We start from the raw sequence: 24,237 nt of genomic DNA on the forward strand, positions 1-24,237 counted from the left end.
ATGAAGAGGGTGTTCCTCACCGAGGAAGGCATCCTTCGTCGGTGAGGAACTTTTTTCTTATAAACAGGGGCTTACAAGGACTGCTATTAAGTAAAGTCTTTTCCCAATCTGTGTTAATCTGTGTAATCTGTGGTGAAAAACTCATCTAAAACCCCTACATTTGTGCACCAAAATAAAAAATATCGCATGAAACGTAGTTTACTATCTATATTATCTTTACTTACTGTCGCTTTGGCAGCCGTTGCCCAACCTCGTATCTCTTCAAATAAAGAGACACATAACTTCGGACAAATTGAGTGGAAACGTCCGGTGACAGTGGAATATACCATCACTAACACGGGAAACCAGCCATTGGTACTGACCAACGTCACAACCTCTTGTGCCTGTGCCGTGGCCGACTGGACCAAAGAACCGATTGCTCCGGGAGGAAAAGGAGTCGTAAAAGCTTCTTTTGACGCAAAAGCGTTAGGACATTTTGAAAAGTCGATAGGAATATATAGCAATGCCAGTCCGAGCTTGGTCTATCTGAAGTTTACCGGTGAAGTAGTGCAGGAAATAAAAGATTATACAAAGCTACTTCCTTATACAATCGGAAATATTCGTTTAGATCGTGATGAGTTTGCTTTCCCCGATGTCTATCGCGGACAGCAGCCTTCATTGACCTTTGATATCGCCAATCTTTCGGATCGTCCTTACGAACCGGTATTGATGCATCTGCCTCCTTATCTGAAAATGGAAGCGGAACCCAAAGTCTTGTTGAAAGGCAAGAAAGGAACTATCAAACTGACGCTGGATGCAAGCCAGCTAAAAGATTACGGATTGACACAGACTTCTGTCTACCTTTCCCGTTTCTCCGGTGATAAGGTGAGCGAAGATAATGAAATACCGGTTTCGGCCATTCTTCTTCCCGACTTCTCACGTATGACGGAAAAAGATTCTTTGAACGCTCCTGCCATGCACATTTCGGAAACGGATATTGATCTTAGTATCCCGTTGATAAAGAAGAATAAGGTAAGCCATGATATATTGATAGCTAATTCCGGAAAGACTCCGTTAGTCATCAGTAAGTTGCAGGTATTCAATTCATCGGTAGGAGTGAGCCTGAAGAAGACAGTCCTTCCTCCGGATGGAATGACGAAGCTCAAAGTAACTATTCGTAAGCGTGACGTAGGTAATAAGAAGCATCATTTACGTATCCTGATGATAACAAATGATCCGTTACGCCCGAAAGTCGAAATCAATATCAAACGCTAAATCCTATGATTATGGAACATCCTGAAAATAGTGAAGAATATAAGGGGCTTGTTGTCAATAAAGGCATTGAGCAACCCTCATCTGTGAATCCCTACTTAAAGCGGAAACCTAAGAAACGCCAACTTTCAGTAGCAGAGTTTGTAGAAGGTATCGTAAAAGGTGATGTCACTATATTGAGTCAGGCTGTGACATTGGTGGAAAGCGTAAAGCCTGAACATCAGGCTGTCTCACAGGAAATCATTGAGAAGTGTCTGCCATTTTCCGGTAATTCGATACGGATTGGTGTCAGCGGCGTTCCCGGTGCGGGAAAGAGTACATCCATAGATGTATTCGGTCTGCACGTGCTCGAAAAGGGGGGTAAACTGGCGGTATTGGCCATCGACCCTAGCAGTGAGCGTAGTAAAGGCAGTATCTTGGGAGATAAAACCCGTATGGAGCAGCTTTCCGTACATCCTAAATCGTTCATCCGCCCTAGCCCGTCAGCCGGTTCTTTGGGAGGAGTGGCACGCAAAACACGTGAAACGATTATTCTTTGTGAGGCTGCCGGATTTGATAAAATTTTTGTGGAAACAGTAGGAGTGGGACAGAGCGAAACGGCTGTTCACTCGATGGTTGATTTTTTCCTGTTGATTCAGTTGTCCGGTACGGGCGATGAACTGCAAGGGATTAAGCGTGGTATTATGGAGATGGCGGATGGTATCGTTATCAATAAGGCCGATGGAGATAATCTGGAACGTGCCAAGTTGGCTGCCACTCAATTCCGTAATGCATTGCATCTGTTTCCTGCACCTGAATCCGGATGGATTCCCAAAGTATTGACTTACTCCGGTTTTTATAACCTGGGAGTAAAGGAGGTCTGGGATATGATTTACGAATACATTGACTTCGTAAAAGAAAACGGCTATTTTGAATATCGTCGCAACGAGCAAAGTAAATATTGGATGTATGAAAGCATCAATGAACAACTTCGTGACAGCTTTTATCATAATCCGAAGATTGAAACAATGCTCTTAGAAAAAGAACAGCAGGTATTGAAAGGCAACCTGACTTCGTTTATAGCTGCAAGAAGTCTGCTCGATACTTATTTTGAGGATTTGAAATAAGACTTTAAATGATAATAAGATTCTGATTCTTAAAGAATACATTTAGCATAAGCGGGTAGGAAACGTCAGTCTTTCTACCCGCTTGTACTATTAATGAGGCTTTTCTGCTTTTTCAAGATCAGCTCTTGATTTACTTTGAGTCACAATATATACTCCCAGGAATACGAGCGCGATAGCGATTCCTTTCTCCCAGCCGAAACTTCCGATACCCATCGCGATTGCCGCAATCGTAGCCACGATCGGTTGCATATAATTGTACATACTGACTACCGTAGGACGGAGCAGCCTCTGTGCAGTCATAATGCAGAGATACGCGAGGAAGCTACCTCCTAATACGACATAAAGTACCTGTAGAATGGCGACAGTGGAAACAGAAGTCCATTGAATCGTAGAAATATCATAATAGGAGAACGGAATGTAACACATTGAAGCATATATGAACATCCATTTATTAATCGTTACTGCCGAATATCGTTGAGACAATCCTTTGAATACAGTCAGGTATATGGAAAAACTGATTTGCGCAACGAGACAAAGCAAGTCGCCAATCAGGCTTCCATTTCCGTTGCTTCCTGCCTGGCTACTCATAATGAGAATGAGCGCTCCCATAGCACCTATAAAAATTCCCAGTACTTTCTTATTGGTAATAGGTTCTTTCAAGTAAATGGCCGCTACAACCATTGTTACAATCGGTAGAGTGGTAGTTACGATAGAAGCATCAATAGGAGAAGTCATAGAAAGTCCGAAGATAAACACTCCTTGATTGAATACTAGCGCAAACAGTGAAGCAAAGAAGATTTTCAGCATATCTTGATGATTCACATGTTCCTGTTTGCAAAACATGGAAAGGATCCAGAAAGCGGCTGCTGCCCCCACCATGCGGAATGTAGTGACAGAAATTGGAGAAAACTCTTGAAGAGCCGACTTACCGATGGGAGACATTAATCCCCACATAACGTTTGCTGTAAGCGCAAACAAATGACCATACAGGTTCTTACTTTTGTCCATGTTGATACTATTTATTTTACCATATCTCTGATATCATTAACAATCAAATAGAGAAAACGGTTGCAAAGGTAGTCTTTTATCGTATGATTTGTTTATATTTGCCTTGATTAAACTTGAATATTATGGAACAACAAGCCAATTATATCCGTCGTATCGAGATACACGGACTATGGGAACGCTTTAATATAGGATGGGATTTGCGTCCCGATGTGAACATCCTCTCCGGCATCAACGGAGTGGGGAAGACTACCATTCTGAACCGTTCGGTGGGATACCTCGAAGAACTTTCCGGTGAAATGAAAAGTGACGAGAAGAACGGAGTGCGTCTCTTTTTCGACAATCCCCAGGCAACCTATATTCCTTATGACGTCATCCGAAGCTACGACCGTCCCCTGATTATGGGTGACTTCACAGCCCGCATGGCCGACAAGAATGTAAAGTCTGAACTGGACTGGCAACTCTATCTCTTGCAACGCCGTTACCTCGATTATCAGGTCAACATTGGTAATAAGATGATTGAAATGCTTTCCAGCACTGATGAAGAAGAGCGTCGTAAAGCAGCTACATTATCTGTAGCCAAACGTCGTTTTCAGGATATGATTGACGAACTGTTCAGCTATACACGCAAAAAGATAGACCGGAAACGGAACGATATCGCTTTCTATCAGGATGGCGAACTATTATTCCCTTATAAACTGTCGTCCGGTGAAAAGCAAATGCTGGTTATCCTGCTGACCGTACTCGTGCAGGACAACAGCCATTGTGTGTTGTTTATGGATGAGCCGGAAGCCTCCCTTCATATAGAATGGCAGCAGAAACTGATTGCTATGATACGTGAACTGAATCCGAATGTGCAGATTATCCTGACTACCCATTCGCCTGCCGTCATTATGGAAGGCTGGCTGGATGCCGTGACAGAAGTAAGCGATATATCTACCACCGTAGGGCACAAGCTCGACAAGGATTCTCCCAACTGTAATTTGTAATTCGTAACCTGTAATAGAACAAATGGCAACTTCACTACGAGATAATCTGACTTCTTCTTATTTCAATGCCGCCCATAAGCTTTATCCGAAGAAAGCCCGCCGACGTATCATCGCTTACGTAGAAAGCTATGACGACATCGCTTTCTGGCGCACATTGCTTGAAGAGTTTGAAGACGACGAACACTATTTCCAAGTGATGCTTCCTTCGGCCACTTCCCTGGCAAAAGGAAAAAAGATGGTACTCATGAACACGCTGAATACAGCCGAATTGGGGAGAAGTCTGATTGCCTGTGTGGACAGTGACTATGATTTCCTGTTGCAGGGAGCTACCAATACTTCCCGTAAAATCAATCGGAACAGGTATATTTTTCAGACTTATACCTATGCTATTGAAAACTATCATTGTTTTGCCGAAAGCCTTCACGAAGTATGTGTGCAGGCTACGTTGAATGACCGTTCCATTTTAGATTTCAACTTCTACCTGAAGAAGTACTCTGAAATAGTATATCCGCTTTTCCTCTGGAACGTATGGTTCTATCGCCAACGGGATACTTACACTTTCCCCATGTACGATTTCCATACTTATACTTCTTTGCGCGAGATTAATCTCCGGCATCCGGAAAAGAGTCTGGAATCCCTTCAACAACGGGTTAATCAGAAGTTGGCAGAGTTGAAAAAGAAATTTCCCCATAACATCAATCAGGTGAATGGATTGCGGACTGAATTTAAAGAGCTGGGCTTGGTGCCGGAAACTACTTACTTGTATATGCAGGGACACCATGTGATGGATAATGTGGTAATGAAACTACTGATTCCAGTCTGCACCGTATTGCGCCGTGAACGGGAACAGGAAATCAAGCGGCTGGCCGAACACAATGAACAGTTCAAAAACGAACTGACTTGTTATCAGAACAGCCAGGTGAACGTAGAAATCATGCTCAAGAAGAATGTAGCCTACAAAAGGCTCTTCCATTATGATTGGCTACGGCAGGATATCAGTGAATATTTGGAAGAAGGAAAGAATAAAGAAGAAAAGAAACAGAGATCATAAATAAAAGAAAAACTAAAAAAGAGAGAGACGATTGCTTATGAAAGAAGTAAAAGAAGTGGTTGATACAGTGAGTGTGGCATTGGCAAACGGGCAACCGGAAGAAGCAGGTAATGTGGTGATGCAAGAAGTGAATCATGCTTTGCTCTCGATGGGAGTGGATGAAGCTATGGCTGATAAGATTGATAACTTTATCATCTTATTGTTTATTATTGGAATAGCATTACTGGCCAATCTGATTTGCCGCAAGATTATTCTGCGTACCGTGGCTAAATTGGTGAGACAGACAAAAGCTACTTGGGATGATATTGTATTTAATGATAAAGTAATGGTGAACATCAGCAGGATGGTGGCGCCTATATTGATTTATATATCTATTCCTATTGCTTTCCCCGAACATGCAGACTCTGCTTTGCTTGATTTTCTTCGAAGACTTTGCATGATTTATATCCTTGCAGTCTTTCTTCGCTTCGTCAGTGCTTTGTTTACGGCTGTGTATCTGGTATATAGCGCGCGTGAACAATATAAAGACAAACCTTTGAAGGGGCTTTTGCAGACAGCGCAAGTCATTCTCTTCTTTATAGGAGCTATCATCATTATCAGTATTCTGATAAAGCAAAGTCCGGTGGTGTTGCTGACCGGATTGGGAGCTTCCGCTGCGGTTCTGATGTTAGTTTTCAAGGACAGTATCATGGGATTTGTCTCCGGTATCCAGCTTTCCGCCAATAATATGCTGAAGGTGGGCGATTGGATCACGATGCCGAAATACGGTGCGGACGGTACGGTGATAGAAGTAACATTGAATACCGTAAAAATACGTAACTTCGATAATACCATCACCACCATTCCTCCTTATCTATTGATTAGTGATTCTTTCCAAAACTGGCAGGGAATGCAGGAATCCGGCGGACGTCGTGTGAAACGTTCCATCAATATAGACATGACCAGTGTGCATTTCTGTACACCGGAGATGTTGGCAAAATACCGGAAGATACAACTGTTGAAAGACTATGTGGATGAAACGGAAAAGGTAGTGGAAGAATATAATAAGGAACATCATATCGACAACTCTGTGTTAGTGAATGGACGCCGGCAAACAAACCTGGGAGTTTTCCGTGCCTATCTGACTAACTATCTGAAGAATCTGCCTACTGTCAACCAAGACCTGACCTGCATGGTACGTCAGCTTCAGCCTACCGAAACCGGTATCCCGTTGGAACTTTATTTCTTTTCTGCCAATAAAGTATGGGTTGCCTACGAAGGCATACAGGCAGATGTTTTCGATCATGTGCTTGCCATTATTCCCGAATTCGACTTGCGTGTCTTCCAAAACCCGTCGGGGGCAGACCTGCATCAGATAGGGGTAAAGATAGAAAACTAATCAAACGATAAAACGCTTATAAATTGTAATTACTATGACTACACCGTTATCCAACCAGATTATCCGTGAAATCACTCCTTTGTCAGATAAGGATTGCTTTTACATTGCGGAACGTTATAAAACGGAATTCACTTATCCTATACACAACCACTCCGAGTTTGAATTGAACTTCACCGAAAAGGCAGCCGGAGTAAGGCGGATTGTAGGAGACTCTTCCGAAGTGATAGGTGATTATGATTTGGTATTGATAACAGGAAAAGATTTGGAACACGTCTGGGAACAGAACGACTGCCATTCGAAAGAGATACGGGAGATTACGATTCAGTTTTCTTCCGATCTTTTCTTCAAGAGCTTTATCAATAAGAATCAGTTCGACTCTATCCGCCGGATGCTGGATAAAGCACAAAAAGGGCTTTGTTTCCCGATGTCTGCCATACTCAAAATATATCCGTTGCTGGATACGCTTGCTTCCGAGAAGCAAGGATTTTATGCGGTCATTAAGTTTATGACAATCCTGTATGAACTTTCTCTCTTTGAAGAAGAAGCGCGTACCTTGTCCAGTTCGTCTTTTGCCAAGATAGATATTCATTCGGACAGCCGGCGTGTGCAGAAAGTGCAGGAGTACATCAATACACATTATCAGGAAGAAATACGTCTGGGGCAGTTGGCTGATATGGTTGGGATGACGGATGTGTCATTCAGCCGCTTTTTCAAACTGCGTACAGGCAAGAATCTTTCTGATTATATCATTGATATTCGGCTGGGCTTTGCTTCCCGGTTGCTGGTAGATTCTACGATGTCTATCGCTGAGATTTGTTATGAGTGCGGTTTTAATAACCTTTCCAATTTCAACCGGATCTTCAAGAAGAAAAAGAGTTGTTCGCCTAAAGAGTTTCGTGAGAACTACCGGAAGAAAAAGAAATTGATTTAGCGCATTCTCTTTTATGAACTCGGTGATTAACTCCCGAGTTCTATCTTCCATTCACCAATCGTTCGTGTGGCACTGTCAAAGTTTACACCTACTTTAACTATTTTCCTGTGATCCGCCTGATACGGAATAGCATACTTTTTGCTGTTAATCTGCGTTAATGCTTCTTCGGGTGTACCATCTACTTTAAATTCAAAAACATAGATGGTATCTTGAAGTTTCACAACCGCGTCTGCTCTTCCAATGGCTGTATCCACTTCCACATCTATATACTGTCCCATCAGCCGGAAAAACAGATAAAAGATAGTTTGGTAATGTTTCTCTTCCTTGTTGTTCAGTTTATTCGGGATAGACGCAAAGAAAGATTTCAGTCTTTCCAGACATTCCTCTAAATGACCGATACGCAAGTCTTTAATAAAGGACACTACATAAAATGTATTCTCTCGTGCAGGCAGATGCACATAAGCGGGCATCAGCGATTCGATAAATCCTTTTCTTACTTCTTTGTTGGGATAAGCCAGTGTATACAGTTGGAAATCCGGATCATATCCCTTAATTGTGAGATAACCGCTTTGGTAGAGCACCGGAAGAGGATCGGTGATTCTATTGCTAGGTGCATCAAACTGTTCGGCGGTGGCGGTCGTGTTATCCAGTTCCCGGATATCAAAATCGCTTTCTTGCAGAATATCTATCAGGAAAGTGGGAGTACCAGTCGAAAACCAAAAATTCTCATAACTCTTTTGCGCAAATGCATTGAATAGACTAAATGGGTTATAAATGTCTACACAATTCTTACTGAAATGATAACCGTCATATTGTTGTTTCAAATGTACACAGGCTTCCTCGTATGTTTCCTTGTTGGCTTGGGCCATTTGTTCAATATCAATTTGCAATTGCGTGCGCAGTTCTTGTTCGGTGATGCCACAGATAGCACTGTAATCATCCCTCATGCTGATATTCTGCAAGTTATTCAACTCGCTGAAGATACTCATTTGGCTGAATTTGCTGATACCTGTCAATAATAAGAAGCGAAGATACTGTCCCTGGGCTTTCAGTGGACTAAAGAAATCCCGCATGATATTACGTATTTCCTTTTGAACTTCATCATTATGATTGCTGTCCAGCATTGGTGAGTCATACTCATCTATTAATACCACCACCTGTTTACCCGTCTGTTTGTAAGCACGACGAATAATTCCTTCAAAACGTAAACTGAAAGTCGTTTCTCCTTCTTCCCGTTGATAAATTTTCTCCCATAAAAGCAATTGGCGGTTAATAACGGCTGACAGCATATCAGCGGTTATATATTTACTCACACTAAAATCAAAGTGTAGTACCGGGTAGACCGTCCAATCCTTTTCCAGAGTCTCCATAGCCAAGCCTTGAAACAGTTCTTTTTTTCCCAGGAAATAAGCTTCTAGTGTAGAAACCAGCAAACTTTTCCCAAAGCGTCGGGGACGACTTAGAAAATAGACTTTATTTGTATGAGTCAAACGATAAATCAATTCTGTTTTATCAACATAGACACAATCATTATTGCGTAAATCTTCAAAGTTCTGTATTCCTATCGGATATCTTCTGAAATTCTCTTCCATGACGCATATCTGTTTTTAGCGTGAAACATTCACAAAGATAATGATATTTAGTTTCAAGTCAATTATGCCTGTTCTTTTTTTAAGAAAGTCCAACGTTGGATATATACTTAGTGGGAAAGGAGCTATCGGTGTTTCTTTGCGTAATGCATTGAAAAGCGGTGAAACATATCTTTGACGACAAGCGGGTGGAAATACACTATCAGCCAAAATTTTCACCTTCTCACAACTGTCAGCCGATTAATTTTATGCATAATGAGAGATAAAAGAGTGAAGTTCCGGTCTTAAATTTGCTTATAAACAAGTTAAACTAATAGCGTAACTGATTGATAATACGTTTGTAACATCTTGTCATCATCTTGCAATGACTCTTTCAATAGATTGTATTTTTTTCGTCTTACGGTTGTAATGCTCACCCTCTATCTTTGCCGACGTAATTAAAACGTAGAGCAAAGTTAGATGAAAAAACTATTTCTTATCCGATTTTCAGTGGCGGCCTTCTTTTGCCTGTTGTGTGTACTTCCTGCATTGGCTGCCAATATCAAGATTAAAGGAGCTGTGAAAGACAAACTATCCAAGGAACCTTTGATAGGAGCTACGATACGTTTGCTCGGAACTCAAGCCGGAGCAGTGACCGATATGGAGGGTAATTTCGAATTGAACAGCATGGGCGTTCTGGAAGGTATGTATGATATTGAGATTAAATATGTAGGTTACAAAACGGAAGTGCGCCGTAAAGTGCGTGTGGAGAATGGAAAACTGGTGATACTGAATCTGGAGTTGGAAACCGATGCACAGGAACTTGCCGATGTGGTGGTTGTAGCTAAGAAGAATAGGGAAAATGAGAATATGCTGTTGCTCGAACAGCAAAAAGCAGTCATTGCCGTACAATCTGTTGGTGTCAGGGAGCTTTCCCGCAAAGGTGTTTCGGATGCAGAAGGTGCTGTGACGAAAGTTGCCGGAGTGTCTAAACAAGACGGAGTGAAAAATGTCTTTGTCCGTGGATTGGGAGACCGGTACAATGCAACTACTTTTAATGGATTTGCTCTTCCTTCCGAAGACCCGGAATATAAGAATATCTCTCTTGATTTCTTCGGTACGGACATTATTCAGTCTGTAGGTGTAAAGAAAGCATTCAACGCGGGGGGCAGCAGCGATGTCGGAGGGGCAACCATTGATATTGTATCCAAAGAACTAATTGGTAGCGGTCATCTGGGATTCGGCATTTCCGGTGGCTTGAATACACAAACGGTAGCAGCCGATTTTCTGAAACAGGATGGAGTGAACTTCATGGGCTTTGCCAATCGTACCGAACATGCCGATGAAAACTCATGGAACTTCAGAAATAAGTTAGACCCTTCCGCTCAACATCTTCAAATCAACCGGAGTTACAGTATTTCCGGAGGTAAACGATTCTATGTCGGAAAAGACAAAAATCCGTTTTCTTTCTTCCTGACCGCCGGACATACGACGGACTATCAGTATACGGATGAAATCATACGTAATACAACTACCAGCGGTACGGTCTACAAAGATATGAATGGAAAGAAGTATGCGGAGAATATCAGTCAACTGGCACTTGCCAATGTGGATTTCGATATGCAGAACCGTCATCACATCAGTTATAATTTGATGATGATTCATGCCAATACCCAGTCGGTGGGCGATTACAACGGCAAGAACTCGATTTTTAGTGACGACTATGAAAACCTTGGATTCACCCGTCGCCAACAAACGAATGACAATATGCTGATCGTTAACCAACTAATGACTAACTGGGGATTGACCAAATCATTAAGTCTTGATGCAGGTGCTTCCTATAATATGGTGAAAGGCTATGAACCAGATCGTCGAATCAATAACCTGACTAAAGCGGAAGACGGCTATACGTTGCTAAGGGGCAACTCACAACAGCGCTATTTCTCAACTTTAGATGAAGACGACTTGAATGTAAAAGCAGGCTTGGTCTATCGTCTGAAAGATAATATAGAAGAGATTTCGAATGTCCGTTTCGGATATACAGGCCGATTCGTAGATGATAACTTCAAAGCCACGGAATATAACCTGACCGTAGGACATGTTTCTGCCATCCCTTCTTTAGACGACTTCTCGCTTGACGATTATTATAATCAGGAAAACTTTGCTTCCGACTGGTTCAAGATACAAAAGAACTTAGATGAATATATCGTAAAAAAGAATATTCATTCCGCTTATGCCGAGGCTACCTACCAGTTTACTCCCCGTTGGATTGTGAATCTGGGACTGAAATACGACAAGGTAGATATTGAAGTGGATTACAATGTGAATCGTGGAGGCTCTAAAGGAAACAATACCATCCAAAAAGATTATTTCCTGCCCAGCTTGAATCTCAAATACAATCTGAATGATAAAAACTCGTTTCGTCTGGGAGCTAGTAAAACATATACGCTTCCGCAGGCAAAGGAAATATCTCCTTACCGTTATGTCGGCGTGAACTTCAACAGTCAGGGTAACCCCAATCTGAAACCTTCGGATAATTATAACCTTGATCTGAAGTGGGACTTTAATCCCACTCCGACCGAGTTGATTTCTCTTACGGCTTTCTATAAATTGATTAAGAATCCGATATCCCGCATTGAAGTGGCAAGCGCCGGAGGTTATCTTTCTTATGAGAATATAGCGGATAAGGCAACCGTGGCAGGAGTGGAGATAGAAATACGTAAGAATCTGTTTGTCCGTCCGGTGAGTAATGCTGCGCACGGAATGAATAAACTCTCTTTGGGATTGAATGGCTCTTATATCTACACGAATGCAAAAATGCCTTTGGCAACGGTTACCACCGGTTCGCAACTGGAAGGAGCCGCACCGTGGATTGTCAATTTCGACCTCTCGCATAACTTCACGAAAGGAGAACGCAGTTTTGTCAATACATTGGTACTTAATTATGTGAGTGATAAGATATATACCATTGGCACACAGGGCTATCAGGATATAATGGAGCAGGGAGTACTGACACTGGATTTTGTGTCCCAAGCCAAACTGAACAAGCATCTTTCGCTTAACCTGAAAGCCCGCAACCTGCTGAATCCCTCTTATAAGTTAAGCCGCAAAGCGAACGAAAACGGGGAAAAGGTGATATTGAATGATTATAAGAAAGGAATAAATATAAGCCTGGGAGTGTCGTGTACATTCTAAGCCGGGTGATGAAATAAGATTATTAACTAATAATGAAAGCAAAATGAAAAGATTGTTTGTGAACTTTATGACGTTTGCCGTTATGGCAACAACACTTACATTAACTGCATGTAGCAGTGATAGTGACGGAGACGGTGATGGTAACGGAGATGGTGGAAACAACGGTGGGACCGGTAGCTCTATTGTTGTGGGCGAAAATATCCTGTCCGGCACGCTGACCGGAGAACAGACACTGGAAGCTAAGGAATATATTCTGAACGGAACGGTAGTCATTGAAAATGGAGGCCGTCTGAATATCCCTGCCGGAACAACAATTAAGGCTCGCGAAGGTTTCAGCAGTTATCTGCTGGTAGCACAAGGCGGTAAACTTTATGCTGACGGTACAGCTGATAAACCGATTGTTTTCACTGCCAATTCAACAACCCCTACATCCGGCTATTGGGGAGGAATCATTATCAATGGTAAAGCTCCGATTTCCGGTTCGAACGCCAATAAGAGTGATACAGGTCTGACGGAAATCGACAACAACTTAAAATACGGTGGTAATGTTGATAATGACAATTCCGGTTCACTGACTTATGTGAAAATCTGCTATGCCGGTGCCCGCTCTACTGCTGATATCGAGCACAACGGATTGACACTGAACGGTGTTGGAAACGGTACCAAGATCGAGAATATCTACATTCTTGAGAGCGCGGATGATGCCATCGAATTCTTTGGCGGTACGGTGAATGTAACCAACCTGTTGGCTGTGAACCCGGATGATGATATGTTCGACTTCACTCAAGGATATTCCGGTAAATTGAAAAACTGCTATGGTGTTTGGGAAAGCGGTTATACTAGTACGGAAGCAGATCCGCGCGGCATTGAAGCAGATGGTAACTTGGATGGCATTTATCCGGATCATTTACGTCAGTCAGACTTTGCGGTTGAAAATATGACAATCGTAAATAATGCTGCCAATACAACGGATAATGCAGACCGTATGCAAGACGTGATTAAAATCCGTCGTGGAGCAAAAGCTACGATCACCAATGCCCTTGTCAAAGGTTCCGGCGGTACAATCGATTTGATTGATATGAATGACAGTAAAGGGGCAGGAAGTGCAGCTTCCAGCATCAGCATCACCCATACATTGAGTTTTAAGAATAAGCTGAACGGTACATTGAATACATTTACCGAGCCGACTACGAATACTGGTGCAGATGCATCCCTGTTTACTTGGACTGGATATAATATTTCCTCATTATAATAAGATATAGGTTAGCGGAGTCCGTATTTTTCAATAGGAGGTGTGGGAGAATTTGTAGCAAACAGATTCTCCCATATTCTATTTATTTATTTTCGTAATCTTCTTTTAGCTTTTTTATTTGCTCCTTTATGGTATGAGTGATTACCTTTTTTGTATATTTGTCAACCTATTGTTTTACAATGATACAAAATATGCAAACAGACAACGAGCGATACAGAAAAATGGCTTCTCTTGCACAAATCGGGTGGTGGGAAGTAGATTTAACGGCAGGATATTATTTATGTTCCGATTATCTTTCTGATCTTTTGGGATTGGACGGCGACACCATCTCTACTTCGGATTTTCTGAACCTGATACGTGAAGATTATCGCAAGCAGATTGCCCAGGAGTTCCGGGCAAATTCTTCTATCCATAAGGACTTTTATGAACAAACTTTCCCTATTCATTCAAAATATGGCGAGGTCTGGTTGCATACTCGTCTGGCTTTTCGTGAGAAGGGTACAGGTGTTGATGGAGGTGATAAGGCTTTCGGAATAATCCAGCGCGTTGAGGCTCCCAAGGAAGAAGATCAAAGGGATGCATTAAGGCGTGTGAATGATTTGCTTTGTCGTCAGAATTTTGTTTCGCAATCGTTGCTTCGTTTCCTACGTGATGAGGCAGTAGAATCTTGTATCGCAGATATTTTGAGAGATATTCTGAATCTTTATAATGGAAAAGGACGTGTTTATATTTTTGAATACGACGAAATTTATGCCCATCATAGTTGTATCTACGAAGTTGTTTCTGAAGGGGTATCGGCAGAGATAGACAATCTGCAGGACATGCCTGCCAGTGAGTCAAAATGGTGGAGTGAACAGATATTATCGGGCAAGCCGATTATTTTAAATACACTGGAGCAGTTATTAGAAGAGGCTCCTGATGAATATCAGATTCTTGTAGTTCAGGGAATCAAATCGTTAATGGTGACTCCTTTGATGACAGGCGACCGCGTTTGGGGATATATGGGGATTGATTTGGTTGAGACTTACCATGACTGGAGTAATGAAGATTTTCAATGGTTCTCCTCATTGGGAAATATTATAAATATCTGTATCGAGTTGCGTAAAACTAAGGACAAGGTAATCCGTGAACAGACTTTCCTAAATAATCTGTTTCATTTTATGCCGATGGGATATATACGTATGTCCATTATCCGTGACGAGAATAATAAACCTTGCGATTATCGGGTGACGGATGCGAATGAGGTCAGTTCAACCTTTTTCGGGCTTCCTTTGGAGTCGTATATTGGTTCTTTGGCATCTGAAAAGCATCCTGACTATCTCCAAAAACTTAATTTTCTGGAAGAAATACTGGATAGTAATTCTTATAGGGAGAAAGATGAATATTTTCCAAGAACGGAACGGTATACGCATTGGGTTATTTATTCTCCCGGAAAAGATGAAATAGTCGGTTTGTTCCTCGATTCTACAGGATCGGTACAAGCTAACCGGGCATTGGACCGTAGCGAGAAGCTCTTTCAGAACATATTTGCTAATATTCCGGCAGGAGTAGAGATCTACGATAAGGATGGCTATTTGATAGACCTGAATAATAAGGATTTGGAGATATTCGGTGTAGTGAATAAGTCGGATGTGATCGGAGTTAACTTCTTTGATAATCCGAATGTGCCGCAGAACATACGTGATCGTGTACGGAATGAAGATTTAGTAGATTTTAGGCTTAATTATTCTTTTGAACAGGCGGAGGGATATTATGAGACAAATCGTTCTAATGCGATAGAACTGTATTCGAAGGTTAGTAAATTGTATGATAATGAGGGCAACTTCAGCGGATATATATTAATAAGTATTGATAATACCGAACGGATTGATGCAATGAATCGTATCCGTGATTTTGAGAATTTCTTCCTGATGATATCCGATTATGCAAAAGTAGGTTATGCCAAGTTGAATCTCTTGAATCGCAAAGGATATGCTATAAAACAGTGGTATAAGAATTTAGGTGAGGAGGAAGATACGCTTTTGGATGAGGTTGTGGGTGTTTATACCCAAATGCACCCTGAAGACCGTAAGCGTTTCCTTGATTTTTATGATGAAGTCAGAGACGGAAAAAGAAGGCATTTTCAGGGTGAGATGCGTATTCGTCGTCCCGGAACGAAGAATGAATGGAATTGGGTGAGTAGTAATGTGATGGTCACTAATTATAAACCGGAGGAAAATGAAATAGAAATCATCGGTATCAATTATGACATTACAGAATTGAAGGAGACTGAAGCCGAATTGATTCAGGCACGCGATAAAGCAGAGATGATGGATCGTTTGAAAAGTGCTTTCCTTGCCAATATGAGCCATGAAATCCGTACGCCGCTGAATGCCATTGTCGGTTTCTCCGATTTGTTGGTGGAAACTGAAGAGTTGTCAGAACGTCAGGAGTATATTAAGATTGTACGTGAGAATAATGATCTTTTGTTGCAATTAATTTCAGATATACTCGATTTGTCGAAGATTGAAGCGGGTACATTTGAGTTTACCAACGGAGATGTAGATGTAAATCTGTTATGTGAGGATATTGTCCGCTCTATGGGGATGAAAGCGAAAGAAGAGGTGGAACTGGTACTTGATAATCACCTTCCGGTTTGTCATGTCATTAGTGACCGTAACCGTATACATCAGGTGATCTCTAATTTTGTTAACAATGCAATGAAATTTACCTCTGAAGGTAGTATTCATGTGGGATATAAACTAAAAGATGGCGAATTGGAATTCTATGTTGAAGATACAGGCATCGGTATTGAAAAAGAGCAGTTGCCACATATCTTTGAGCGTTTCGTGAAGCTTAATTCTTTTGTACACGGTACAGGATTGGGACTTTCTATCTGTCAGAGCATCGTTGAACAATTAGGTGGGCGGATTGGTGTTGATTCTGAAAAAGGAAAAGGATCAAGGTTTTGGTTTACTATTCCCGGGGTGATCGTGACGGAAGAGGTGGGCTGTGCCCGGTAGAGTGGTAATGAGGCAGGTGAATATCTTCCTTCCTCATTAATAAAAGTGGTTTTTATATAGAAGAAACGGTCTTGGTTTTGATGTCGATTGATACTGACATGAAACCAAGACCGTTTCTTTGGTGAAAAGGTGTAGTCCGTTTAAATTCCGAACGACAGTTTATCGATTGATTGATATACAATACTTGCAATACCCAGTCCGATGATACCCAGCGTGCAAAGTGCCAGTCCCCATTTTGTGCAGCGGTCGCTGCGGAAAGTAGGAATTGGGTTGTCGGAAGGAGTGATATACATTGCTTTTACAATCAATAGATAGTAATACAACGAAATCACTGTATTTACCAATGCGATGAATACCAGCAAGTGGAAACCTGCATCGAAAGCAGCCATGAAGATAAAGAACTTAGAGAAGAATCCGGCAAACGGAGGAATGCCTGCCAATGAGAACAGAGACAGAGTCATCAAAAGAGCGATTTTGGGATTCGTTTTATAAAGTCCTGCGTAATCTTCGAGTGTAAATTTCTGACTGCGTAATGCCACAATAGTAATTACGGCAAATACTCCGAGGTTGGCGGCAGCGTACACTAATACATAATATACCAATGCCGTCATGCCTTGTGCTGTACCACCGATAACGCCTAACATAATATATCCCGCTTGCGAAATACTGGAGAACGCCATCAAACGTTTCAGGTTTTGCTGACGGACAGCAAATATATTGGCAATAGTGATAGAAGCGATGGTTACCCAATAAAGTACTTCCTGCCAGTCATTAATCATTGGAGCGAATACTTTGATAAGGACGGCCAATAATACAAATGCTGCCGATCCTTTTGATATAACACTCAAATAAGCGGTAACTGCACTCGGAGCGCCTTCGTAAACGTCTGCTGTCCATAAGTGGAACGGAACCAGTGATAACTTGAATGCCATTCCTGTGAAGAAGAATATAAATGCCATGATCTGTAACGGACTTCCGTTGATATGGGCAGGGAGGTCATCGAAATAAAGAGTCCCGGCAGAACCATAGATCATGGACAGACCAAATAACAGCAATGCACTGGAGAAAAGAGCTGTCAGAATGTATTTGGCACCTGCTTCGGCAGAGTTGTGACGGTATTTGTCAAAGGCAATCAGTGCTGCCATCGGGATAGAAGCAGTTTCCAGTCCGATGAAGAACATCAGGAAGTGTCCGGCGGAAATCATGAGGTACATACCAAACAAGGTAGAGAGGGTAAGTACATAGAATTCTCCTTGCTTGAATGAAGTATCTTCTCTTTTCATCCATTCGTGCGCCATCAGGAAAACAATCAGTGTGCCGACGTTCAGAATGGATTTAACCACTGTGTGCATCGGTACATAGTGATACATGCCACCGAAGGCATCGGCAGCAGTCCCCGGAATTAAGTTGATAGCTGTATGGATAGCCATCAGAATAACGGGCAACATTGTATTCAGGCGTGCTTTCCCACCATTTTTGTGTGCATCCGGACTCATGAAGAGGTCAGCTAGAAATAGCAGCAGTAGGACAGCTATGAGCGACAGCTCTTCTCGCATATATAGAAATTGTGAATAATCCATATTTACAAATTAATTATTAAAGATTAAAAATTAAAGGTTATGGAATCAGTTGTGAGACTACGGGGAGTACACTTTCACCAATCATGTGGCTAACCCAGAAAGGAGCCATACCTAGTCCGGCTACACAAACGATGAGGCAGATAACGGCTACACGTTCGTCCCAAGTCGCATCAGTCAGTTCGAGATGATGTTTGTTGGTGCAGGTTCCGTATAGAATTTTACCTACCAGACGCAGAATGTAGACTGCAGTAATCACAATCGAAGAACAAGCGATGATAGTCAGTACACGGTGGAACTGGTCGTTGTTCTGGAAAGAGCCGACGAAAATAGTCATTTCAGCAATAAAACCACTTAATCCCGGCAGACCGAGGTTGGCAAGACCGGCAATTACATAACATACACTAAGGAACGGCATCACTTTCATTAAGCCGGCAAGCTCGCGAACGTCACGTGTGTGTGTACGTCCATAAATCATACCGATAAGAGCAAAGAATAAGGCTGTCATCAATCCGTGTGAAAGCATCTGAAGGATAGCTCCTGTTGCTGCTGTCTGATTCAGCATCAGAATAGCGAAAAGAACCAGTCCGCAGTGAGATACGGATGAATAAGCATTAATATATTTCAAGTCGGTCTGTACGCAAGCGGAGAATGCACCGTAAACTACAGAGATACCTGTCAATATCAGGAATATCCATGAAAGTTCGTTAGCAGCTTCCGGCATCAGATACATGGCGATACGGAAACATCCGTAACCTCCCAGTTTCATCAATACTCCGGCATGAAGCATAGATACGGCAGTCGGGGCGGAAGCGTGACCGTCAGGGCTCCATGTATGGAACGGGAAAAGGGCACCTAATACACCGAAACCAAGGAAAGTCAGCGGGAACCAGATGCATTGCTGTGCAAAAGGTATGTTGTGCAACTGTGCGATTTCAAGAAGATTCATGGTCGTTGCTCCCGAACCAAAATAGATTCCGAGAATACCGATCAGCAGGAAGGCAGAACCACCCATCAACATGAGGGTCAGCTTCATGGCTGCATATTCTTTACGTCCTGATCCCCATACACCAATCAACAGGTACATCGGTATCAATGCGATTTCGTAGAACATGAACATGGTGAATAAATCGACGGATATAAAGAATCCGAATACTCCCATAGACAATAGGGTGAACCAGAGGAAATATTCTTTTGTCAGCGGTTGCAGACGCCAGGAAGCGAATGTACCGGTGAACACAATGACAGCGGACAATAACAACATGGCTACCGAAATTCCGTCAACACCTACTGAATAGGATATGTGAAGCGGGGCATACCAAAGCGTATCTGCACGGAAAAGCATTTCTGCCGTGTTTCCGGCACTACGCTCTCCCAGATACAGGAATGTAAGTACGACGGAGGCAATCAGAAGTGCCGATGCGCCAGTAACCATAACCCCTCGGATGGCTTTGATTCCTCGTGCTGCCCAGAGTCCGGCCAGCATCAATAAGGGGATAAGTACGAATATTGATAAGAAATTCATATCGTTCTGTGCTTTATAAGATTAATAGTAGGATAAGTGCCAGTGCACCGCAAAGGAACACATACGCATATTGTTGTACCTGACCACTTTGCAAACCACGGATCTCGTCGCTTGTTGTGTTGGTTGCCCATGCCAGGAAATCAAAGAATCCATCCACTACATGACGGTCGAACCATGCGATAGGAGTAGAGATGCAGCGGAAGATAATCTTATGCGTGATAAACTGGTATATATCGTCAATATAGAAGCGGTTATAAGCAGCCTTGTGCAGACCTTTGAACTGTTTTTCCAATGAATCGGCAACTGGTTGTTTGGCATTCTTGTACATCCATGTAGCGATTGCAATCGAAATAATCGCAATGACAACACTTGTAATAGCCACCGACGGATCGAGATGGATAGAATAAGATTCACCATTCGAACTGATGAAGTGTCCGAAAGGAATAAATCCGGCTCCACAAGTTACTACTGCCAGGAACATCAGCGGGAAAGTCATAGCCAGCGGACTTTCATGTGGTGTGTGGTGTGCGTGGAGTTCTTTGTTTTCCTTGCCCCAGAAAATACCGTAGTACAGACGGAACATATAGAAAGCAGTCATCGCAGCAATTACTGTCATTACCCATCCCATTACAGGGCTGTATTGGAAGCAAGCAGCCAGAATTTCATCTTTCGAGAAGAAGCCCGAGAACGGAGGAATACCGGCAATAGCAAGACAAGCAATCAGGAATGTCCAGTGAGTGATCGGCATATATTTGCGTAAACCTCCCATCGCGGACATTTCGTTAGAATGTACAGCATGAATGATACTACCTGCACCGAGGAAGAGCAATGCCTTAAACATAGCATGTGTGAAGAGGTGGAACATGGAAGCCATGTAGCCCAAACCTCCTTCGTGAGGATCCATGGAAGTACAAACACCCAGAGCTACCATCATGAAACCAATCTGTGAAATGGTAGAGAAAGCCAGTACGCGTTTAATATCTGATTGTACGCAAGCCACACTTGCTGCATAGAATGCGGTGAATGCACCTACCCAAGCAACCATGTGCAACGTATTCGGTGCATAGGCAATGAAAAGCGGGAACATACGTGCCACCAAATATACACCGGCAACGACCATTGTAGCCGCATGAATCAATGCACTGACCGGAGTAGGACCTTCCATTGCATCCGGCAACCAGATATGCAACGGGAACATGGCACTTTTACCGGCACCACCGACAAACATCAATCCGAGAGCCAACGGGAGCATAGAAGCTCCACCGCTTATCAAGGATACCGTGTCCGGGGTAAATCCGAATGTACCACCATAATATCCGTAAATCAGGATACCGATCAGGAAACCCAAATCAGCAAAGCGAGTAACAATAAACGCTTTCTTGGAAGCAGCGATGGCAGCCGGTTTTGTATAATAAAAACCGATTAGCAGGTAAGAACTTACCCCCACCAGTTCCCAGAAAAGGTACATCTGGAAGATGTTGGTTGCAACGACCAATCCCAGCATAGACATGGTAAACAGGGATAGGAAAGCGTAATAGCGTTGAAAACCGACTTCTCCTTTCATGTAACCGAAAGAGTAGATATGTACCATCAGTGACACGGTAGAGATAACAATCAACATCATTACTGATATAGGATCGAGCAGGATGCCCAAATCAAAGTGTAAGGTCTCTGTAAAAGGAAGCCACGTGAAGTTGTAAGGTATCAGTGTGGCGAATGTTCCGTCTTCCAGTCGTGGAGCCGAGAAATATTGGATAGCTGTAACGTAGGATAGTACCGCTACTGCTCCCAGTATCAGCGTGCCAATTGTGCCCGCTGTCCGGTGGGACATCCATTTACCTCCGATTCCCAGTATGAGAAAGGAGAAGAAAGGAAGAAGGAGTATTAGAATTGTTAGTTCCATACAGTTTTATTTTTATTACTTGATTTATTATTATTTGTTCTTGGTGAGAAACAAATCACCACTTCAACTCGTCCAAGTTGCGCACTTGGATGCTTCGGAGATTACGATAAATGTTAATCATGATGGCGATGGCTACTGCAGTTTCCGCAGCCGAGATGGCGATGGAAAAGAGTGCAAAGAAATAGCCTTCCATTCCCTCCGGAAAGAGAAAACGGTTGAACACGGCAAAGTTGATGTCCGTGGCATTCAGCATTAACTCTACAGAAATCAGGATAGCCAGTGTGTTCCGGCGGGTAAAGAATCCATAGATTCCTGCAAACATCATGATGGTAGAAACTACCAGATAATATTCCATGTGTATCATATTCGAACTCTATTTTGATAGTTAATACTTGTTTATCTCTTACGTGCAATTATGATACCACCGATGATACAAGCCAGCAACAGGATGCTGACAGCTTCGAAAGGTAATATATAACCGTATTTGTCGCTACTAAGCAAAGCGTTCCCGATAGCATGAATGTTGATCTCGTGCGGGGCAAGATTAGCCGTCTGCATGAAATTATGTTTCAACGTGATAGTCAGGATAATTGCTAAACCGGCAATCATGGTAATGAGCCCGGCCAGGAGCTTACTTCGTTTTGCTTTCTCGGCGCGATCACCTTCTCCGCTGGTCAACAGGATGGAGAATACATAAAGAACGACGATACCACCGGCATAAACCATTATCTGAACAGAACCCAGGAAGGTGTAACCCAGCAAAAAATAGATGCCGGCCGTGCCGAAGAGCACGAAGAGCAGGTAGGTAGCCGAGCGTACGATACGTTGGGTAGTCACCGTCATGATGGACATTGCAATAATAAATGCTGCCAAAAAGTAGAATACTACTGTTTCAAGTGTTGATCCCATATCTAAACTTCTTTTTTCTTTTCTATTACTTTACTACCGTCATGATTTAATTTCAGGACAAGTTTCGTCCGGTCGAAGACTGCATGTTCGAAGTTCTGGTCGAACGTGATGGCATCGTGCGGACAAGCATTGACACAGAGCTGGCAGAACATACAGGCGCCCAAATCATATTCATAGGTTGCCAGGATTTTCTTTTTCTTTCCATCTTCTGTTTCGACGGTTTCGCTGGTCACTTTGATGGTATCGTTCGGACAAGCCATTTGACACAGTCCGCAAGCTACACAGCGATGTTCATTATTCTCATTGTGGGGCATATTCAGCGTACCACGGAAACGGTCGAACATTTTCAGCTCTTTCCGGTTTTCGGGATATTGCTCGGTCACTTTCTTACGGAAGTATACCTTGATGCTGGTTTTCATACCCGTTGCCAGTGTACTGATGCCATGCATCAGACCACCTAAGTACGTATATTTTTTATCTTTATATTCCATAATTTTCATTTATCAAAAGTGGAAGCCGAAAGCTACGCAGCATGCCATTAATAATAGATTTACCATAGAAATTGGAACCAGATATTTCCATTCCAGATTCAGAATCTGGTCGATACGTAAACGTGGGAACGTCCATTTGATCCACATCAGAAGGAACACCACGAAGAATGCTTTAGCGAAGAACCAGATAAAGCCCGGAATATAATCCATTACAGCGTTGAATCCATCCAGCCCGACGATGTGTAACGGCATCCAGCCTCCCAGGAAGATAGTGGCGGCAACACTGGCCACGATAAACAGGTTCAAATATTCTGCCAGATAGAAGAAACCGAAACCCATACCGGAGTATTCTGTGTGGTATCCGGCAGTCAGCTCACTTTCCGCTTCGGGAAGGTCGAACGGTCCACGGTTACATTCTGCATTTCCCGCAATCAGATAGATGATGAAAGCTATTACCGCAGGGATATGTCCCTTGAAGATGAACCAGCCATCAGCTTGCCCTTCTACGATTTCAGAGAATTGCATGGTTCCCGTCAGCACTACCATCGTCATAATACTCATACCAACCGAAAGCTCGTAACTGATAATCTGTGCACCGCTTCGCATGGCACCGATCAAAGAGAATTTGTTGTTACTACCCCAACCGGCCAGCAAGATACCGACCACTCCAATGCTGGAAGCTGCCAGCAGGAAGAACACGCCTACATTAAAGTCGAGAATCGCTGCACCTTTATTAAAAGGAATACAAGCGAAAGTCAGGAATGAGGCGATAATCACCATGAATGGAGCGAGATTGTAAAGGAAATGGTCGGCACCCTTCGGCATGAAGATTTCTTTGGTCATCATCTTGAGTACGTCGCAGACCACTTGAATAGAACCCCATTTACCAACGCGGTTCGGACCAAGACGACACTGGAAGAAACCGCAAACTTTACGCTCCATGTAGATCAATATGATAGCCAGGATGGCATATAGTGCTACGAGGCACATGCCGACAGCTACACATTCTATAAAGATGGCTAATCCCTCCGGCATAATGGAGAGTAGTAGCTCATGTATCCAGTTTGTTACTATACTAAAGTCGAACATATATTTTTTAATGAT

Annotated in this window: 18 protein-coding genes; 9 read left to right on the top strand and 9 right to left on the bottom strand. The window is 42.7% G+C overall.

What is annotated here, in order from left to right:
• Positions 1–186 precede the first annotated feature (186 nt).
• Positions 187–1,254 carry a DUF1573 domain-containing protein gene (locus HMPREF9010_RS05350; RefSeq protein WP_004301426.1) on the top strand — a complete coding sequence of 356 codons (1,068 nt, stop codon included), beginning with the start codon at positions 187–189 and terminating at the stop codon, positions 1,252–1,254.
• Between the two features lie 11 nt (positions 1,255–1,265).
• Entirely contained in the window at positions 1,266–2,357 is a 1,092-nt protein-coding gene (gene meaB / locus HMPREF9010_RS05345; protein ID WP_008650667.1) for a methylmalonyl Co-A mutase-associated GTPase MeaB, read from the top strand.
• Between the two features lie 90 nt (positions 2,358–2,447).
• On the opposite strand, the gene HMPREF9010_RS05340 is transcribed toward meaB, so the two are convergent.
• Positions 2,448–3,365 carry a DMT family transporter gene (locus tag HMPREF9010_RS05340; protein ID WP_004315635.1) on the bottom strand — a complete coding sequence of 306 codons (918 nt, stop codon included), beginning with the start codon at positions 3,363–3,365 and terminating at the stop codon, positions 2,448–2,450.
• 122 nt (positions 3,366–3,487) lie between these two features.
• On the opposite strand from HMPREF9010_RS05340, the gene HMPREF9010_RS0124680 reads away from it, so the two are divergent.
• The 4 genes from HMPREF9010_RS0124680 to HMPREF9010_RS05330 are packed head-to-tail and all read left to right on the top strand — an operon-like array spanning position 3,488 to position 7,711.
• Complete coding sequence (locus HMPREF9010_RS0124680; RefSeq protein WP_004315636.1) at positions 3,488–4,351, top strand: AAA family ATPase; 864 nt, start codon at positions 3,488–3,490, stop codon at positions 4,349–4,351.
• Between the two features lie 22 nt (positions 4,352–4,373).
• Positions 4,374–5,402, top strand: a complete 1,029-nt coding sequence (locus tag HMPREF9010_RS0124685) for a DUF4435 domain-containing protein (protein WP_032852879.1) — start codon at positions 4,374–4,376, stop codon at positions 5,400–5,402.
• 37 nt (positions 5,403–5,439) lie between these two features.
• Positions 5,440–6,780, top strand: coding sequence for a mechanosensitive ion channel family protein (locus HMPREF9010_RS05335; RefSeq protein WP_004315638.1), 1,341 nt, complete (start codon positions 5,440–5,442; stop codon positions 6,778–6,780).
• Between the two features lie 34 nt (positions 6,781–6,814).
• Entirely contained in the window at positions 6,815–7,711 is an 897-nt protein-coding gene (locus HMPREF9010_RS05330) for an AraC family transcriptional regulator (protein ID WP_004315639.1), read from the top strand.
• Between the two features lie 26 nt (positions 7,712–7,737).
• On the opposite strand, the gene HMPREF9010_RS05325 is transcribed toward HMPREF9010_RS05330, so the two are convergent.
• Positions 7,738–9,303 (bottom strand): ATP-binding protein, encoded by a 1,566-nt coding sequence (locus HMPREF9010_RS05325; RefSeq protein WP_008642103.1) that lies wholly within the window; start codon positions 9,301–9,303, stop codon positions 7,738–7,740.
• A gap of 456 nt (positions 9,304–9,759) precedes the next feature.
• Between HMPREF9010_RS05325 and HMPREF9010_RS05320 the strand changes: the two genes are divergently transcribed.
• The 3 genes from HMPREF9010_RS05320 (at position 9,760) to HMPREF9010_RS05310 (ending at position 16,728) form a co-directional block, all read left to right on the top strand.
• Entirely contained in the window at positions 9,760–12,474 is a 2,715-nt protein-coding gene (locus tag HMPREF9010_RS05320) for a TonB-dependent receptor (protein ID WP_008650687.1), read from the top strand.
• Positions 12,475–12,517: 43 nt separating this feature from the next.
• On the top strand, positions 12,518–13,726 hold the full coding sequence (locus HMPREF9010_RS05315; protein WP_008650688.1) for a hypothetical protein: 1,209 nt from the start codon (positions 12,518–12,520) through the stop codon (positions 13,724–13,726).
• A gap of 191 nt (positions 13,727–13,917) precedes the next feature.
• Entirely contained in the window at positions 13,918–16,728 is a 2,811-nt protein-coding gene (locus HMPREF9010_RS05310; protein WP_008650690.1) for an ATP-binding protein, read from the top strand.
• Positions 16,729–16,868: 140 nt separating this feature from the next.
• On the opposite strand, the gene HMPREF9010_RS05305 is transcribed toward HMPREF9010_RS05310, so the two are convergent.
• From HMPREF9010_RS05305 to nuoH, 7 genes are read right to left on the bottom strand one after another with little or no spacing between them, the layout of a single operon-like run.
• Positions 16,869–18,308: an NADH-quinone oxidoreductase subunit N gene (locus HMPREF9010_RS05305; protein WP_008650691.1), complete on the bottom strand. Its 1,440-nt coding sequence runs from the start codon at positions 18,306–18,308 to the stop codon at positions 16,869–16,871.
• 37 nt (positions 18,309–18,345) lie between these two features.
• Positions 18,346–19,830: a NuoM family protein gene (locus tag HMPREF9010_RS05300; protein WP_004305342.1), complete on the bottom strand. Its 1,485-nt coding sequence runs from the start codon at positions 19,828–19,830 to the stop codon at positions 18,346–18,348.
• Between the two features lie 13 nt (positions 19,831–19,843).
• Positions 19,844–21,733, bottom strand: a complete 1,890-nt coding sequence (nuoL, locus tag HMPREF9010_RS05295) for an NADH-quinone oxidoreductase subunit L (RefSeq protein WP_004305340.1) — start codon at positions 21,731–21,733, stop codon at positions 19,844–19,846.
• A gap of 55 nt (positions 21,734–21,788) precedes the next feature.
• The gene (gene nuoK / locus HMPREF9010_RS05290; RefSeq protein ID WP_004301460.1) at positions 21,789–22,097 is read right to left on the bottom strand and encodes an NADH-quinone oxidoreductase subunit NuoK; all 309 of its coding nucleotides are present in this window, start codon (positions 22,095–22,097) and stop codon (positions 21,789–21,791) included.
• Positions 22,098–22,129: 32 nt separating this feature from the next.
• Positions 22,130–22,642, bottom strand: a complete 513-nt coding sequence (locus tag HMPREF9010_RS05285) for an NADH-quinone oxidoreductase subunit J (RefSeq protein ID WP_004301461.1) — start codon at positions 22,640–22,642, stop codon at positions 22,130–22,132.
• A 2-nt stretch (positions 22,643–22,644) separates the two neighbouring features.
• Positions 22,645–23,133 (bottom strand): 4Fe-4S binding protein, encoded by a 489-nt coding sequence (locus HMPREF9010_RS05280; protein WP_004320984.1) that lies wholly within the window; start codon positions 23,131–23,133, stop codon positions 22,645–22,647.
• Positions 23,134–23,145: 12 nt separating this feature from the next.
• Entirely contained in the window at positions 23,146–24,222 is a 1,077-nt protein-coding gene (gene nuoH / locus HMPREF9010_RS05275) for an NADH-quinone oxidoreductase subunit NuoH (RefSeq protein ID WP_008650692.1), read from the bottom strand.
• Positions 24,223–24,237: the final 15 nt, after the last annotated feature.

The organism is Bacteroides sp. 3_1_23, assembly GCF_000162555.1.
Lineage (GTDB): Bacteria > Bacteroidota > Bacteroidia > Bacteroidales > Bacteroidaceae > Bacteroides > Bacteroides ovatus.

Coding starts and splice junctions, on each gene's coding strand:
- HMPREF9010_RS05350 (WP_004301426.1), top strand. CDS start 187: ATGAAACGTAGTTTACTATCTATATTATCTTTACTTACTGTCGCTTTG.
- meaB (WP_008650667.1), top strand. CDS start 1,266: ATGGAACATCCTGAAAATAGTGAAGAATATAAGGGGCTTGTTGTCAAT.
- HMPREF9010_RS05340 (WP_004315635.1), bottom strand. CDS start 3,365: ATGGACAAAAGTAAGAACCTGTATGGTCATTTGTTTGCGCTTACAGCA.
- HMPREF9010_RS0124680 (WP_004315636.1), top strand. CDS start 3,488: ATGGAACAACAAGCCAATTATATCCGTCGTATCGAGATACACGGACTA.
- HMPREF9010_RS0124685 (WP_032852879.1), top strand. CDS start 4,374: ATGGCAACTTCACTACGAGATAATCTGACTTCTTCTTATTTCAATGCC.
- HMPREF9010_RS05335 (WP_004315638.1), top strand. CDS start 5,440: ATGAAAGAAGTAAAAGAAGTGGTTGATACAGTGAGTGTGGCATTGGCA.
- HMPREF9010_RS05330 (WP_004315639.1), top strand. CDS start 6,815: ATGACTACACCGTTATCCAACCAGATTATCCGTGAAATCACTCCTTTG.
- HMPREF9010_RS05325 (WP_008642103.1), bottom strand. CDS start 9,303: ATGGAAGAGAATTTCAGAAGATATCCGATAGGAATACAGAACTTTGAA.
- HMPREF9010_RS05320 (WP_008650687.1), top strand. CDS start 9,760: ATGAAAAAACTATTTCTTATCCGATTTTCAGTGGCGGCCTTCTTTTGC.
- HMPREF9010_RS05315 (WP_008650688.1), top strand. CDS start 12,518: ATGAAAAGATTGTTTGTGAACTTTATGACGTTTGCCGTTATGGCAACA.
- HMPREF9010_RS05310 (WP_008650690.1), top strand. CDS start 13,918: ATGCAAACAGACAACGAGCGATACAGAAAAATGGCTTCTCTTGCACAA.
- HMPREF9010_RS05305 (WP_008650691.1), bottom strand. CDS start 18,308: ATGGATTATTCACAATTTCTATATATGCGAGAAGAGCTGTCGCTCATA.
- HMPREF9010_RS05300 (WP_004305342.1), bottom strand. CDS start 19,830: ATGAATTTCTTATCAATATTCGTACTTATCCCCTTATTGATGCTGGCC.
- nuoL (WP_004305340.1), bottom strand. CDS start 21,733: ATGGAACTAACAATTCTAATACTCCTTCTTCCTTTCTTCTCCTTTCTC.
- nuoK (WP_004301460.1), bottom strand. CDS start 22,097: ATGATACACATGGAATATTATCTGGTAGTTTCTACCATCATGATGTTT.
- HMPREF9010_RS05285 (WP_004301461.1), bottom strand. CDS start 22,642: ATGGGATCAACACTTGAAACAGTAGTATTCTACTTTTTGGCAGCATTT.
- HMPREF9010_RS05280 (WP_004320984.1), bottom strand. CDS start 23,133: ATGGAATATAAAGATAAAAAATATACGTACTTAGGTGGTCTGATGCAT.
- nuoH (WP_008650692.1), bottom strand. CDS start 24,222: ATGTTCGACTTTAGTATAGTAACAAACTGGATACATGAGCTACTACTC.